Genomic DNA, 15,350 nt, shown 5'->3' on the forward strand with positions numbered 1-15,350 from the left:
TCAGTCCAGTACGACCGCTGTGCCGCTGGCCGAGACCATGAGCATCGAATCGCCCACCACCTCGTAATCGAGATCGACCCCAACCACGGCATCGGCCCCAAGCTCTGCTGCGCGCTCTTCCAACTCGCTTAACGCGACTTCACGCGCTTCGCGCAGCTTGCTTTCATAAGAGTCAGACCGACCTCCGACCACATCGGTGATCTGCGCAAAGAAATCGCGCACGATATTGGCCCCCATGATTGCCTCACCCACGACGATGCCGCGATAATCCACGATCTTGCGGCCTTCTACACTCGGAGTTGTGGTTACAATCATCGCACTTTCCCCGAGGGTGGACGTTAGCCCACCGACCCTTCCAATGAAATCGCCACCAACTGCTGCGCTTCCATGGCGAACTCCATCGGCAGCGCCTGCAACACGTCGCGGCAGAATCCGTTGACGACAAGCGCCACCGCCTCTTCCTCGTCCATGCCACGGGCGCGGCAATAGAACATCTGATCGTCATCCACCTTGGAGGTGGTGGCCTCATGCTCGACCCGGCTCGAGTTGTTCTTGACCTCTATATAGGGCACGGTATGCGCGCCGCATTTGTCACCAATGAGCAAGCTGTCGCATTGCGTGTAATTGCGGCTGTTCTTGGCTTTGGGGTGCATGCTGACCAACCCACGATAGGTGTTCTGTGCATGGCCCGCGCTGATCCCCTTGGACACGATGCGTGACCGGGTATTCTTGCCCAGATGGATCATCTTGGTGCCGGTATCGGCCTGCTGGTAGTTGTTGGCGATGGCGATGGAATAAAACTCGCCTTGGCTGTCATCGCCGCGCAGGATGCAGGACGGGTATTTCCAAGTGACGGCAGAGCCGGTTTCCACCTGCGTCCACATCACCTTGGCCCGGTCGCCCCGGCAATCGGCGCGCTTGGTGACAAAGTTGTAGATGCCACCCTTGCCGTTCTCATCGCCCGGATACCAGTTCTGCACCGTGGAATATTTCACCTCGGCGTCTTCCTCGATGATGATCTCGACCACAGCGGCATGCAACTGGCTGGTGTCACGCTTGGGCGCGGTGCAGCCTTCAAGATAGCTGACATAGGATCCCTTGTCGGCGATGATCAACGTCCGCTCGAATTGGCCGGTGTTTTCGGCATTGATCCGGAAATAGGTGCTCAATTCCATCGGGCAGCGCACGCCGGGCGGCACATAGACAAAAGACCCGTCTGAAAAGACAGCCGAATTCAGCGTGGCATAGAAATTGTCACTGACCGGCACGACAGAGCCGAGGTATTTCTTGACCAGTTCAGGATGCTCGCGGATCGCCTCGGAGATGGAGCAAAAGATCACCCCGGCCTGGCGCAGTTCCTTTTGAAAGGTGGTGCCCACGGACACCGAATCAAACACCGCATCGACCGCCACTTTACGGCCTTCGGCGGGCGCATCCTCTGCCCCCTCAACCCCGGCAAGGATCAACTGCTCCTTGAGCGGAATACCAAGCTTTTCATAGGTTGCCAGCAGCTTGGGATCGACCTCGTCCAGTGACTTGGGCTTGACCTCCATCGACTTGGGGCGCGCATAGTAATACTGCGCCTGAAAATCGATCTTGGGGTAATCGACCATCGCCCACTCGGGCTCGGTCTTGGTCAGCCAGCGGCGATAGGCTTCAAGCCGCCACTCGGTCATCCATTCCGGCTCTTCATTCTTGGAAGAGATCAGCCGCACGATGTCCTCATTCAGGCCAAGCGGCGCGTAATCCATCTCAATATCGGTATTCCAGCCGTATTTATACGCCTCGCCGACTTGACGGACCGCATCGACGGTTTCCTGGTCTACCCCGTCTTTGACCTGAACCTTGTCCACAGCAGCCATTCCCCTCTCCTTACGTCTCAGGCCAAACGGCCACGATGTTTTTGCAAGCGCTTCAGCCAACTCTCGGCAAAGCGTAAAATGTCGTCCTCGGTCGTCTGCGGCCCCAGCGATACGCGGATAGCGCTTCCCGCCATGGCCTCGTCAAACCCCATCGCGCGCAGCACCCGACTGGATTTGACCTTGCCACTGGAGCACGCACTCCCGGCAGAGATCGCAAACCCGGCAAGGTCCATCGCCATCACCTGTGTTTCGCCCTTCCATCCGGGCGTGATGAAACAACTGGTGTTCGGCAATCGCGGCGCAGCTTTCCCGACAAAAATAGTCTCATTTGAAAACTCTGCAATGGTATTTTCTAGAATGTTTCTAAGTTTTTCGATGGGGTCCCAAATACCCTCGGCCAAATCATGCCCGGCCGCCTCTGCCGCAGCCCCGAATCCGGCGATTCCAACCACATTCTCGGTGCCCGCACGGCGGCCCATTTCCTGCCCACCCCCTCGGATCTGCGCCGCAAGATCGGTGCCGCGCTTGATCACCAGCGCCCCTACCCCTTTCGGTCCGCCAAGTTTATGCGCCGAAATCAACGCCATCTCGACACCGGACCAGTTAAAGGCCAGCGGCAGCTTGCCAAAGGCCTGGGTCATATCGCTGACGGCCAGCCCATTGGGCAGCGCTTGCACCACGCCGGTTTCGGAATTGGCCAGTTGCAAGACAGCCTGCGCCGGATCCGCAACCGCAACCCGCCCGTCGGCATCAGCCGGCAAATCGGGCGTGATCCAAGACGTCAGCGCGTCATGCTCGACCGCAGCACCATGGAGGTGTCGCCCAATACAGGCGAGCGCCGCCGCTTCGGTCGCCCCAGAGGTGAAAATCACATCAGCCCCATCCGCGCCAAGCGCCGTCGCCACTTGCGCCCGCGCCCGCTCGATCAGCCCTTTGGCGGCGCGCCCCTCGGCATGCACGCTCGAGGGGTTGCCGATCAGATCCATCGCGTCCAGCATGGCCTCGCGCGCTTCAACGCGCAGCGGGGCGGTTGCGTTATAATCGAGATAGACTCTCTGCATGATTGTCCGTTCTTCCAAGTGAAATACGCAGGATCTGCGACAGCACAGCCCTTAGAAAGGCCTGATCACTCGTCATCCACCACGGCAAAGAGATGCGGCACCGCCGGACAGGGTGCCAACGAATTGCCCGCCACATCGCTCAGCCGCGTTTGGTGCAAGAACACATAGACATGCGCACTCAGCCCCTCCCACAAACGGTTGGTCATCGACTGCGCCCGCGATCCGCTCGCGGCCCCCGAGGCACCCGCGCCCTTGTGCAGCGCATCAATCGTCTCATCCACTGCCGCCAGAATATCCGTGACCCGGATTTCCGACGCCGGGCGCATCAGACGATAGCCCCCACCGGGCCCGCGCACCGATTTCACCAGATCTGCCCGCCGCAATTTGACGAAAAGCTGCTCCAGATACGGCAGCGAAATATCCTGCCGCCTCGAAATATCGCCAAGAGTCACCACCGATCCCGCCGGCTGCAAGGCGATATCGACCAGTGCAACCATCGCATAGCGCCCTTTTGTGCTCAGTTTCATTGGCGTCCCCCCACGCGAACAGATTGACCTTGCGCGACACAAGGCTTATCTCGCTCTGAGCCATCCTGGCCCGGATCACAATTTAGAACATTTCTAAGGTGCCCGAGCGAAGTCGTCAAGATTATCGCACTCACCCATGAAGAGGACACAGGGAACCCATGCCCGAGGTTATCTTTCCCGGCCCCGAAGGCCGGCTCGAAGGCCGCTACCACCCGCAAAAGGAAAAAGACGCGCCCATCGCGATCGTGTTGCATCCGCATCCGCAATTCGGCGGGACCATGAACAACAAGGTCGTGTATAACCTGCACTACGCCTTTTACAACATGGGCTTTACCGTGCTGCGCTTTAACTTCCGCGGGGTGGGTCGCAGCCAAGGCGAATACGATCAAGGCATCGGTGAATTGTCCGATGCAGCCTCGGCGCTTGATTACCTGCAATCCATGAACAACAATTCCAAACATTGCTGGGTCGCAGGCTTTTCCTTTGGCGCTTGGATCGGCATGCAGCTTCTGATGCGGCGGCCCGAGATCACCGGCTTCATCTCTGTGTCGCCCCCCGCCAATATGTATGATTTCAGCTTTCTGGCACCCTGCCCCGCCTCTGGCCTGATCATCAACGGCAGCCATGATCGGGTGGCCCCGCCTGCGGATACCAAGTCTTTGGTGAACAAGCTGCATGAACAGCATGGCATCACCATCACCCATCAAGAGGTCGAGGGTGCGGATCACTTCTTCAAAGAGCCGCATATGGACACGATGATCGGATCGGTCAGCACCTATGTCAAACGGCGCCTGACCGAGAATACACGCTAAGGAGCACCCCATGGGCGTGACCGAGGATTTGGCCGACGAATTGGCCCGCGACGTGATCAAGGCGGTCGAGGCGACCGGCGATGAGATGATTATCACCGATGTGCAAAAAATCCTCGGGGCCACCTCACAAACCGCCGAAGAGGCGTTCTTGACCGCTGTGCGTGTGCGCCGCGCCAATATCAAGGCGCGGGCCTATCTCGTGGACAAGCTCAAACGCATGAAGGCCGCAAAAGAGGCCGCCGCTGGCGCTAAAAACGACAGCGGCGACGCCTGAAGCCTCAGGAGCGCAGGCGTGCGCCCTCTGGGTCGAACGGTGCCGCGTGCAGAATATGCGCGCGGTGCGGGCGACCCAGCACCATCACTTCCACCGCATCGCCCGGCATCGCCCCGCCCTTGACATAGCCAAGCGCCAAACTCATGCCGACGGAATAGCCATAAGCCCCCGAAGACACGCGCCCTACGCCCAAACCATCCTTGAAAATCGGCTCGCCACCCGTGGCATCGGCATTGGATGCGCTTACATCCACCTCCTCCAGATGCAAGATCACCAGCCGCTCACGGGGTTCTTGGCCGATCACCGCCTCAAGCGCGGATTTATTGAGAAAATCCTTGTCCATCTTGCACAGCGCGGCAAGCCCCGCCTCTTGCGGCCAATATTCTGGGCTATATTCGCGGCTCCACGATCCATACCCCTTCTCGATGCGCAGGCTCATCAGCGCCCGGCTGCCCACAGGCCCGGCCCCAATCTCGCGGCCCGCTGCCAACAAGGCGGCGTAAAGCTGCGCCTGATCCTCGGCGGGACAGTGCAATTCCCAGCCAAGATCGCCGGTGAAACTGACACGGATCGCAACGCAATCGACCCCAGCCAGTTCAATCCGCGCCGAGCGCATAAAGGGGAAATCTTCTGTCGCCAACGAGGCATTGGTCAGCCGTTGCAGCATCTCGCGCGATTTAGGCCCGGCCACGTTGAACCCACAGACTGTATCGGTCAGGCTCTCGAAAGTGGTCCCTTCCGGCAACGGCACGGCATCAAAGAACCGCTTGTGATAACGCTCGGCCATGCCCGATGAGATCACCCAGAACTCGTCTTCGGCCAGCCGCGTTACGGTGGCATCGCCCGCGATGCCGCCCCGCACGCCAATCAGCGGCGTCAGGCACGACCGTCCCACCGCCTTGGGCATCCGGTTCGCAAAGACCGCGTTCAGCCACTCCTCTGCCCCCGGCCCCTTGACCCGGTACTTGGCAAAATTCGAGATGTCGATGATACCGGCCCGCGCGCGCAGCATCTTGCATTCCTCACCCACCGGCCCCCACCAATTCTGGCGGGTAAACCCGTTGGTGTCAGTCGTGCCGGGCGCGTCAGAGAACCACAGCGGATGCTCCCAGCCATAGTTCAGGCCAAACACCGCACCCATGTCTTTTTGCATCTGATAGACGGGCCGTGTCCGCAAAGGCCTCCCCGCGCTGCGCTCTTCATTCGGAAAATGGATCGAAAAGCGATGCGCGTATTGATCGCGAACCTTGGCCTTTACGAATTCGCGATTATTGGCCCAGAGACCAAACCGCGCGACGTCCCACGCAAACATATCATATTTCATTTCGCCGTTGATCAGCCATTCGGCGACCATCCAGCCCATGCCCGCCGACTGGCTAAAGCCGGGGATGATGCCATTACAACAGAAATACCCCTTAAGCTCGGGCACAGGCCCCAGAATCACGTTGCTGTCGGGCGACCAGATCATCGGGCCGTTGATTACCCGCTTGATCCCCGCCGTGCCCACCACAGGCACACGGTCTATCGCGCGCAGCATGTTTTCTTCAATCCGCTCCAGATCATCGGGAAATAGGTCATGCGCGAAATCAAGGGGCGTGCCGTCCTCGGCCCAGAACCGCATATCGCGCTCATAGGCCCCGATCAGCAGGCCCTTGCCCTCTTGGCGCAGGTAATATTCCCCGTCGCGATCCGCCACCGACGGCAAACGCCGATCCAGGCCCGCAATCTCGGCGATCATTTCGGTGACGAAATACTGATGTTCGGTGGGTTGCAAAGGCAGCTCGATCCCCGCCAGCTTGGCCACCTCGCGCCCCCAAAGCCCTGCCGCGTTGATCACCCAAGGCGTATGGATGTTGCCCTTGGGCGTCTCGACGATCCAAGACCCATCCGCCTGCTGCACTGTCGCCGTAACCGGGGTGAAGCGGTGGATTTCCGCACCGCGCTGCCGTGCGCCCACCGCATAGGCATTGGTCACGCCAGACGGATCGACATTGCCGCCATCGGGCTCATACATGATGCAGCGAATACCGTCGAAATTCACCAGCGGATGCAGGCGTTCTGCCTCGTCCCGGCCAATTTCATGAAAATTCATGCCGTAAAGCTTGGCCTTGGCAGCTTGCAGGCGCAACTGATGCTCGCGATTCTCGGTCTGTGCCAGATAGAGACTGCCGGGCTGGAACACGCCACAGCTTTGTCCGGTCTCTGCCTCCAACTCGTTATAGAGGTTCATCGTGTAATGTTGCAGCCGGCTGATATTGGCACTGTCGTGCAGCCCGTGGATATTCGCAGCGGCATGCCATGTGCTTCCGCTGGTCAATTCATTGCGCTCCAAAAGGACAACATCGGTCCACCCAAGCTTGGTCAGGTGGTAGAGAATCGAGCATCCGATAACGCCGCCGCCGATCACGACAGCCTGTGCATGGGTTTTCATGGGGGGTCCCTTTGGAATTTTCTGCCCATATCCTGAAGCGGTGGACCGCAATTCGATTGCCGATCCCCGACATATTCTGTCGCTGTGATGCAAGTCAGCGCCAATGAGCAAAAGATTGGCCTGCCCCCGCAGGGACAGGCCGCACACCAAATAAATCGGTCAGAAGAGTCAGAGCTGCGTTACCTCAGCAAATGCCAAAGGTCTCGCTGATCACCGTGCTTCCGGCAACCTTGACCGACACTTTGACGCCGGTCGGGATGCCGAACTTGGTGCAAATGTCCAAACACGCTTCGGCAGCAGTGCCATCGGGGATGGATACGGGCAGAGGCAGGCAATGTTTGCCAAGCCCGAGTGGAAGGTTGATACAGACTTGATGGTTTGACACGCTGACAGAGATGCACTGAGCCGCGACCGCAACATGCCCGCCACCCGCCGGAAGAGCGGACTGTGCGGTCAGATTCTTGGCTGCGGTATGGCCCTCATGCCTGCGGCGGGCGACGTCAAGGGCGGCATCAACTGCGCTTTGATCAAATTCATAAAAATCTTGTGCCATTTCAAAGGCCTCCTAGGTTAAATTGATGTTACCCGCACAATAACGCGAGCAATTAACTAATACTTTAAAGGGATAATCTTTTCAATGATTCTCCCTATGATTGTATTTTGGCAAGATTTGTTAAAGCAATCTCTGGTGGATTCTGTGCCATACCGCGCAAAGCCCTAGGCAAATACGGCATAATCTGTCGCTAACAGACATGATCTTTCCAGCGCCACTGGCAGGCTCTGGCAAAATCTCAGGGAGTTATAAAATGAAGACCAGCACCCGTGTGGTCGTGATTGGCGGCGGTGTCGTCGGCTGTTCCGTGCTCTATCACCTGACCAAGCTGGGCTGGTCAGATGTCATGCTGTTGGAGCGTTCGGAATTAACCTCCGGCTCTACCTGGCACGCTGCGGGCGGGTTTCATACGCTGAACGGTGATACCAATATGGCGGCCCTTCAGGGCTATACCATCCGCCTTTATAAGGAGCTTGAAGAGATCACCGGCATGTCCTGCGGGCTGCATCATGTTGGCGGTGTGACGCTTGCCGACAACCGGGACCGCTTTGACATGCTTTTGGCCGAGCGGGCCAAACACCGCTACATGGGCCTCGACACCCATATCGTAACACCCGAAGAAATCGCCAAGATCGCGCCGGTGACCAATATCGAGGGGATCATCGGCGGTCTCTACGATCCACTGGACGGGCATCTTGACCCGTCTGGCACCACCCATGCCTATGCAAAGGCTGCGCGCATGGGCGGGGCCAGCATCGAGACGCATTGCATGGTGCGTGAAACCAAACAGCGCGCCGATGGCACTTGGGACGTTATAACCGACAAGGGCACCATCCACACCGAGCATGTGGTCAACGCGGGCGGCCTCTGGGCGCGCGAGGTAGGGGCAATGGCGGGCGTCTACCTGCCGCTGCATCCGATGGAACATCAATACATCGTCACCGACGAAATTCCCGACATCTACAACCGCGAAACCGAACATCCGCATGTCATGGACCCCGCCGGCGAAAGCTATCTGCGCCAAGAGGGTCGCGGGCTGTGTATCGGCTTTTATGAACAGCCTTGCAGGCCATGGGCGGTTGACGGCACGCCGTGGGATTTCGGCCACGAGCTCTTGCCCGACAACCTCGACAAGATCGAAGCCAGCATCGAATTCGCCTATCGTCGTTTTCCCGTTCTGGAAGACGCGGGCGTCAAATCGGTCATTCATGGCCCCTTTACCTTTGCCCCCGATGGCAACCCGCTGGTCGGCCCCATTCCCGGACTGCGCGGCTATTGGTCGGCCTGCGGCGTGATGGCGGGCTTTTCTCAGGGCGGTGGCGTCGGCCTCATGCTGGCGCAATGGATGATCCACGGCGAATGCGAACGCGACGTGACGGCGATGGATGTGGCGCGCTTTGGTGACTGGATCACACCGGGCTACACCCGCCCGAAAGTGATTGAAAACTATCAGAAACGGTTCAGCGTCAGCTACCCGAACGAAGAACTGCCCGCCGCACGCCCTTTCCGCCAAACACCGATGTACGAGGTCTTCGACGGTATGGGCGCAGTCTGGGGCGCACAATATGGTTTGGAGGTGGTCAACTACTTTGCCAAAGCCGACGAACCGCGCTATGAGACGCCCTCGTTCCGCCGCTCCAACGCATGGGATGCAACCGCGCGCGAAGTCAAAGCCGTCCGCGAGGCCGTGGGCATCAATGAGGTGCATAATTTCGGCAAATACCTTGTCACCGGGCCAAGTGCCCGCGATTGGCTCGACCGGATCATGGCCGGGCGCATTCCCAAGCCGGGGCGGCTCTCGCTCACGCCGATGCTCTCGCCCAAGGGGCGGCTCTGGGGCGATTTCACGGTCTCCTGTCTCAATGACACGACCTTTCAACTCACCGCCTCTTATGGCGCGCAAGCTGTCCATATGCGCTGGTTCGCGCAGAACGAGGCGACAGGCGTGCGTGTTGAGAATATTTCCGACCGGCTTAACGGATTTCAAATCGCCGGGCCAAAAGCGCGCGAGGTGCTCATGGCCTGCACCCGTGACCCGCTGGGCGAGATGCGCTTTATGGATGTGCGCCGCGCCACCGTGGGGATGGTTGACTGCCTTGTGCAGCGTGTCAGCTATACCGGTGATCTGGGTTATGAGATTTTCTGTGATCCGATGGCACAACGCGCGCTCTGGGATGTGCTTTGGTCGACGGGGCAAAAGCACGGGATGCAGCCCTTTGGGATGCGGGCGATGATGTCACTGCGGCTGGATCGGTTCTTTGGCTCTTGGCTCAACGAGTTTTCGCCAGACTACACGCCCGGCGAGACCGGGATGGACCGGTTCATCAGCTTTACCAAGAACACCGATTTCTTTGGTCGCGCGGCGGCCGAGGCGGAGCGTGCGACAGGTGCGGCGCGTAAACTGGTGGCGTTTGAGGTCGAAGCGCTGGACGCCGATGTCAACGGATACGAACCGGTCTGGATCGACGGCGAGGTGCGTGGCTTTTGTACCTCGGGCGGCTATTCGCACCATGCGGGCAAATCCATCGCGCTCGCCCTGATCCCCGCAGATCTGGCCGAGGCGGGGCTGCAGGCCGAGATCGAAATCTTGGGCCACAAGCGGGCGGCAACGATCCTCACCGAGACACTCTTTGACGTGGACGGGGCGCGGATGCGCGGCTGAAACAGAAAACCGGCGCATGCTCATGGGCAAGCGCCGGTTTTTTACGTATTTTCAGGGATATGAACGGCTAAGTTAATCTTTTGACGCGTCCGGGTCAGGTTGCCCCACCCCAAGGAACACGCGCTTGAGCGGCACGATCCAAAGGAATCCCAACCCCACGTAAATCAGCAATTCCACCCAGATCGAGGGCCGATCCATCCAGTTCACAAGGGTCACTGCCGCCACCACATAGGCAGGCAAGCCCACCAGCAACACCACCAATGACCAGCGTTTCCGGGCCTTGTAACTGAGCGGCATCGGTCCTCCTCAATCTGCGAAAGGGTCTGTCACGAGGATCGTATCCTCGCGCTCGGGTGAGGTAGATAGTAGGGCGACGGGACAGTCGATCAACTCTTCGACGCGGCGCACATATTTGATGGCCTCGGCGGGCAGATCGGCCCAACTGCGCGCGCCCTCGGTCGATTGCGACCAACCCGGCAGCTCTTCATAGATCGGCGTGCACCGCGCCTGTTGATCGGCAGCGGTCGGCAGATAATCCAACCGCGTGCCGTCCAGATCATAGCCCACGCAGATTTTCAGCGTCTCGAACCCATCAAGCACATCAAGTTTCGTGAGTGCGATGCCAGTGACGCCAGAGGTCACGCAGGTTTGCCGCACGAGACAGGCATCAAACCAGCCGCAGCGCCGCTTGCGCCCCGTCACCGTACCAAACTCATGCCCGCGCTCGCCAAGGCGTTGACCATCCGCATCGTGCAATTCGGTTGGAAACGGCCCCTCGCCCACGCGCGTGGTATAGGCCTTAACGATGCCCAACACATAGTCAATCGCCCCCGGCCCAAGACCAACGCCGGTGGCCGCCTGACCGGCGATCACATTGGAAGAGGTCACAAACGGGTAGGTGCCAAAATCAATATCCAGAAGGGCGCCCTGCGCGCCTTCGAACAGGATCCGCTTGCCCGCGCGGCGCTGTTCATTCAGCACCTTCCAGACCGGAGCGGCATAGGGCAGGATCTGCGCCGCGATGTCTTTCAGCTGAGCAATCAGGGCCTCACGATCAACCGGGGCGATGCCAAGACCGCGCCGCAACGGATCGTGATGCTGAAGCGCGCGGTCGACGCGCGCGATCAACGTGGCCTCATCCGCGAGATCCGCCACCCGGACCGAACGACGCCCCACCTTGTCCTCATAGGCAGGCCCAATGCCGCGCCCTGTGGTGCCGATCTTGGTGCCTTTGCTGGCCGCTTCTTCGCGGGCGCGGTCCAATTCACCGTGAATCGGCAGAATGAGCGGGGTGTTTTCGGCGATCATCAACGTCTCGGGTGTGATCGTCACGCCCTGCTCGCGGATCGAGGCGATCTCTTTGACCAGATGCCAAGGGTCCAGCACCACGCCATTGCCGATGACGCTCAGCTTGCCGCCCCGCACCACGCCAGAGGGCAGCGCGTTGAGCTTGTAGACCTTGCCGTCGATCACAAGAGTATGGCCCGCATTATGGCCACCCTGAAAGCGCGCGATCACATCGGCGCGTTCACTCAGCCAATCGACGATCTTGCCTTTTCCCTCGTCCCCCCACTGGGCCCCGACGACGACGACATTTGCCATGATTTACCCCTCGGCATTTGGTCCAAACCGCGCGCTGGTATAACGGGGGGATGCGCCGGGTGAAACATCTAATTCACCACAGCCCCCCGAGACGCCGTTACATTCCCCGATTTGGCACGCCAGAGCCGATTGCCGGGTTGCGGGCGGGCGCGGAATTGCATAGATAGCGGCAGATCGAGACATAAGCACAGGCCCCCTGATCCATGGAAAATGTCGTTCTGACCGTCCATCTTCTTCTTGCGCTCGCCCTTATCGGCGTGGTGCTGCTGCAACGCTCCGAGGGCGGCGGGCTTGGCATGGGTGGCGGTGGTGGCGGGGCCATGACAGGCCGCGCGGCGGCCACGGCCCTGGGCAAGATGACATGGATTCTCGCGGCGGCATTCATCGTGACCTCGATCACGCTGACCATCATCGCGGCGCAAAATGCCGCTGGGGTCTCGGTTCTGGACCGTCTGACCGATCAGCCGCCCGCAGCAGAGACGACTACGCCCGCGCTTCCCGATGTTGACGCATTGATGCCACCGCCTGCAGGCGATACGGCACCTTTGACACCGACAGCGGACTGACACAATTCTTTGAGGGCACGACGGGATTACGCAACATCATCTAGCGGTTGGCTTGCGTAATCCTCGCGAATCCTGTAGAGGTTAAATCCCGTGGCAGGGTGGTCTTTTGGGCCACCTCTGGGTTTTTTGACCGACCATAAAAAACACGAGATCACGGGGGCCTCAGCGCATGGCACGATATATTTTCATCACCGGCGGCGTTGTGTCTTCGCTCGGCAAAGGGCTTGCTTCGGCCGCACTTGGGGCGCTGTTGCAAGCGCGCGGGTTCTCAGTACGGCTCCGCAAACTTGATCCCTATCTCAATGTCGATCCCGGCACGATGTCGCCTTTTGAGCATGGCGAAGTCTTCGTGACCGATGATGGTGCCGAAACCGATCTTGATCTCGGCCATTACGAACGGTTCACCGGCGTGCCAGCACGGATTTCTGACTCGGTCAGTTCCGGGCGCATCTACTCCAATGTGCTGGAAAAGGAACGCCGCGGCGATTACCTCGGCAAAACCATTCAGGTGGTGCCGCATGTCACCAATGAAATCAAAGACTTCCTGAGCATTGGTGAGGATGAGGTTGATTTCATGCTCTGCGAGATCGGCGGTACTGTCGGCGATATCGAGGGGTTGCCCTTCTTCGAGGCGATCCGCCAGTTCAGCCATGACCGCCCGCGCGGACAGTGCATTTTCATGCATCTAACCCTCCTGCCCTATCTTGCCGCCAGTGGCGAGCTAAAGACCAAACCGACGCAACACAGCGTCAAGGAATTGCAGAGCATCGGCATCGCGCCTGATATCCTTGTCTGTCGCTCGGAACAGCCGATCCCGGACAAGGAACGCGAAAAGATCGCGCTCTTTTGCAATGTCCGCAAAGAACATGTCGTCGCGGCCTATGATCTCAAATCCATTTATGAGGCCCCGCTGGCATATCACCGCGAAGGGCTGGATCAGGCCGTGCTCGATGTGTTTCAAATCAGCCCCGCCCCCAAACCCGACCTGACAGTCTGGCTTGATGTGGTGGACCGCATCCAAAACACCGACGGGGCGGTCAATATCGCCATCGTCGGCAAATATGTGCAGCTAGAGGATGCCTATAAGTCGATCAAAGAGGCGCTGATCCATGGTGGCATGGCCAACCGGGTCAAGGTCAACGTGGAATGGGTCGATGCCGAGATTTTCGAGCGGGAAGACCCCGCCGCCCACCTTGAGGGGTTTCACGCCATCCTTGTGCCCGGCGGCTTTGGCGAACGTGGCACCGAGGGCAAGATCAAGGCAGCAGAATTCGCCCGCACCCGCAAAATCCCCTATCTTGGCATTTGCCTTGGCATGCAGATGGCGGTGATTGAGGCCGCGCGCAATGTGGCCGGCATGAAGGACGCCGGATCAGAAGAATTCGATCATGAGGCTGGCAAGCGCCGGTTCGAGCCGGTCGTCTACCACCTCAAGGAATGGGTGCAGGGCAACGAGAAGGTTCAGCGCAAGGTCAGCGATGACAAGGGCGGCACCATGCGTCTTGGGGCCTATGATGCCGTGCTCAAGGACGGCACGCGGGTTGCGGCGATCTATGGCACCACCGCGATTGATGAGCGTCACCGCCACCGCTATGAGGTGGACACCAAGTATCGCGAGAAGCTCGAGGGCTGCGGCCTGACGTTTTCGGGGATGTCGCCCGATGGCCGCCTGCCCGAGATTGTGGAATGGTCGGATCACCCGTGGTTCATCGGCGTGCAATATCACCCCGAACTGAAATCCAAGCCATTCGCGCCGCATCCGCTCTTTGCAGATTTCGTGCGCGCGGCGCTTGCAACCTCGCGTCTGGTCTAAGACGCGCGCCTCAGCCCTTAACGGGAAAAAGGAAACAGCGGTCGCGCCGGATCATCAGCCAGAGCGCCTTGCCCGGTCTGGGCAGGAACACGTTGGGCACGGTGGCCTTGAGCAGTGACCCGTCGTGATCCATGCGAAACTCGACCAGGCTCTCGGACCCCATGAAGCGCGCGCGCTCGACCACACCGCGCGCGGGCGTGCCATCCTGTGGGGTTGGATTGGGACCGCGCCCGTGCCGGTCAAAGTCGATCTTGATGTGCTGTGGCCGGATCACAATCTCGACTTCGCTGCCCTCATAGGCCCCGGGCGAGAGAAACTGACCAAACGGGGTATCAACCAGCGAGCCGCGCACCCGCCCCCGGATCACATTGACCTCTGAGAAGAACGCCATGGCGCTGCGATCCACAGGGGCGTTGTAGACGTTATAGGGCGCGCCCTGCTGCACGATCCGCCCGTCGCGCATCAGCGCAATCTCATCAGCCATGCGCATCGCCTCTTCGGGCTCATGCGTCACCAATAGCACCGCCGTATCCTGCTCGCGCAGAATTTCCAGCGTCTCGTCGCGGATACCGTCGCGCAGGCGGTTATCAAGACCGGAAAAAGGCTCGTCCATCAGCATGATACCGGGGCGGGGTGCCAACGCCCGCGCAAGGGCAACGCGCTGCTGCTCGCCCCCGGAAAGTTCATGGGGATAGGCGTTAAGATATCGCGAAAGACCAACCCGATCGAGCAATTCCTCGATGCGACGTTGCTTGGCGGCCTTATCCCCGCTCAGGCCAAAGCCAACATTCCGCGCCACGCTCAGATGGGGGAACAGCGCGAAATCCTGAAACATCAGACCGATATGACGCCGCTCGGGGGGCACGCGATAGACCGTGTCACAGACCAGCGAGCCATCCACCCAAATCTCGCCCGAATCCTGCATCTCGACCCCTGCGATCATCCGCAGCGTCGTCGATTTGCCACACCCAGACGGCCCCAGCAGGCAGGTCACATGCCCCGGCATCACCCGCAAGGAGACGTTATTGACCACATGCCGGCCGTCGTAGCGGCGCATCAGGTTCTTGATTTCCAGCCGGGGAATTGGGGTCTGCACCGGGGCCTCTTGGTCTATCCGATCAATTCTATCGGGTTTTGTCCGCTGGAAATATCAACCCCTCGCCACCTGTGCAAGCCATATGGCGGCC

General features: G+C 59.6%; 14 protein-coding genes. 5 read left to right on the forward strand and 9 right to left on the reverse strand.

Features of this window, described 5'->3' with window-relative positions:
* The 4 genes from GC127_RS20185 to GC127_RS20200 all read right to left on the reverse strand — a co-directional run bounded on the left by GC127_RS20185 (position 1) and on the right by GC127_RS20200 (position 3,450).
* A complete protein-coding gene (locus tag GC127_RS20185) occupies positions 1–315 on the reverse strand; it encodes a heavy metal-binding domain-containing protein (RefSeq protein ID WP_037297626.1) in 315 nt (104 codons plus the stop codon).
* Positions 316–338: 23 nt separating this feature from the next.
* The gene (gene sufB / locus GC127_RS20190; RefSeq protein ID WP_008280957.1) at positions 339–1,862 is read right to left on the reverse strand and encodes a Fe-S cluster assembly protein SufB; all 1,524 of its coding nucleotides are present in this window, start codon (positions 1,860–1,862) and stop codon (positions 339–341) included.
* Positions 1,863–1,879: 17 nt separating this feature from the next.
* Entirely contained in the window at positions 1,880–2,923 is a 1,044-nt protein-coding gene (locus tag GC127_RS20195; protein ID WP_151979420.1) for a cysteine desulfurase family protein, read from the reverse strand.
* Positions 2,924–2,988: 65 nt separating this feature from the next.
* On the reverse strand, positions 2,989–3,450 hold the full coding sequence (locus GC127_RS20200; RefSeq protein WP_008280959.1) for an Rrf2 family transcriptional regulator: 462 nt from the start codon (positions 3,448–3,450) through the stop codon (positions 2,989–2,991).
* 158 nt (positions 3,451–3,608) lie between these two features.
* Between GC127_RS20200 and GC127_RS20205 the strand changes: the two genes are divergently transcribed.
* Positions 3,609–4,262 carry an alpha/beta hydrolase gene (locus GC127_RS20205; RefSeq protein ID WP_008280960.1) on the forward strand — a complete coding sequence of 218 codons (654 nt, stop codon included), beginning with the start codon at positions 3,609–3,611 and terminating at the stop codon, positions 4,260–4,262.
* A gap of 10 nt (positions 4,263–4,272) precedes the next feature.
* Positions 4,273–4,536 (forward strand): hypothetical protein, encoded by a 264-nt coding sequence (locus GC127_RS20210; RefSeq protein WP_081506164.1) that lies wholly within the window; start codon positions 4,273–4,275, stop codon positions 4,534–4,536.
* A 4-nt stretch (positions 4,537–4,540) separates the two neighbouring features.
* On the opposite strand, the gene GC127_RS20215 is transcribed toward GC127_RS20210, so the two are convergent.
* Both GC127_RS20215 and GC127_RS20220 read right to left on the reverse strand, forming a co-directional pair.
* Positions 4,541–6,967: an FAD-dependent oxidoreductase gene (locus GC127_RS20215; RefSeq protein WP_151979421.1), complete on the reverse strand. Its 2,427-nt coding sequence runs from the start codon at positions 6,965–6,967 to the stop codon at positions 4,541–4,543.
* 184 nt (positions 6,968–7,151) lie between these two features.
* Positions 7,152–7,520, reverse strand: a complete 369-nt coding sequence (locus tag GC127_RS20220) for a hypothetical protein (RefSeq protein ID WP_008280963.1) — start codon at positions 7,518–7,520, stop codon at positions 7,152–7,154.
* A gap of 253 nt (positions 7,521–7,773) precedes the next feature.
* Here GC127_RS20220 and GC127_RS20225 point away from each other — a divergent pair, with 253 nt between their 5' ends.
* Complete coding sequence (locus GC127_RS20225) at positions 7,774–10,182, forward strand: FAD-dependent oxidoreductase (protein ID WP_151979422.1); 2,409 nt, start codon at positions 7,774–7,776, stop codon at positions 10,180–10,182.
* A 72-nt stretch (positions 10,183–10,254) separates the two neighbouring features.
* On the opposite strand, the gene GC127_RS20230 is transcribed toward GC127_RS20225, so the two are convergent.
* Together GC127_RS20230 and GC127_RS20235 are read right to left on the reverse strand one after the other, a co-directional pair.
* Complete coding sequence (locus GC127_RS20230; RefSeq protein ID WP_008280965.1) at positions 10,255–10,479, reverse strand: DUF2842 domain-containing protein; 225 nt, start codon at positions 10,477–10,479, stop codon at positions 10,255–10,257.
* 9 nt (positions 10,480–10,488) lie between these two features.
* Positions 10,489–11,784: an adenylosuccinate synthase gene (locus GC127_RS20235; RefSeq protein WP_008280966.1), complete on the reverse strand. Its 1,296-nt coding sequence runs from the start codon at positions 11,782–11,784 to the stop codon at positions 10,489–10,491.
* 203 nt (positions 11,785–11,987) lie between these two features.
* Here GC127_RS20235 and secG point away from each other — a divergent pair, with 203 nt between their 5' ends.
* Together secG and GC127_RS20245 are read left to right on the forward strand one after the other, a co-directional pair.
* Entirely contained in the window at positions 11,988–12,350 is a 363-nt protein-coding gene (gene secG, locus GC127_RS20240) for a preprotein translocase subunit SecG (protein WP_008280967.1), read from the forward strand.
* Positions 12,351–12,519: 169 nt separating this feature from the next.
* On the forward strand, positions 12,520–14,163 hold the full coding sequence (locus tag GC127_RS20245; RefSeq protein WP_081506167.1) for a CTP synthase: 1,644 nt from the start codon (positions 12,520–12,522) through the stop codon (positions 14,161–14,163).
* A 10-nt stretch (positions 14,164–14,173) separates the two neighbouring features.
* On the opposite strand, the gene GC127_RS20250 is transcribed toward GC127_RS20245, so the two are convergent.
* The gene (locus tag GC127_RS20250) at positions 14,174–15,259 is read right to left on the reverse strand and encodes an ABC transporter ATP-binding protein (RefSeq protein ID WP_008280969.1); all 1,086 of its coding nucleotides are present in this window, start codon (positions 15,257–15,259) and stop codon (positions 14,174–14,176) included.
* Positions 15,260–15,350 lie beyond the last annotated feature (91 nt).

It is taken from the genome of Roseovarius sp. EC-HK134 (genome assembly GCF_902498815.1).
Classification (GTDB): domain Bacteria; phylum Pseudomonadota; class Alphaproteobacteria; order Rhodobacterales; family Rhodobacteraceae; genus Roseovarius; species Roseovarius mucosus_A.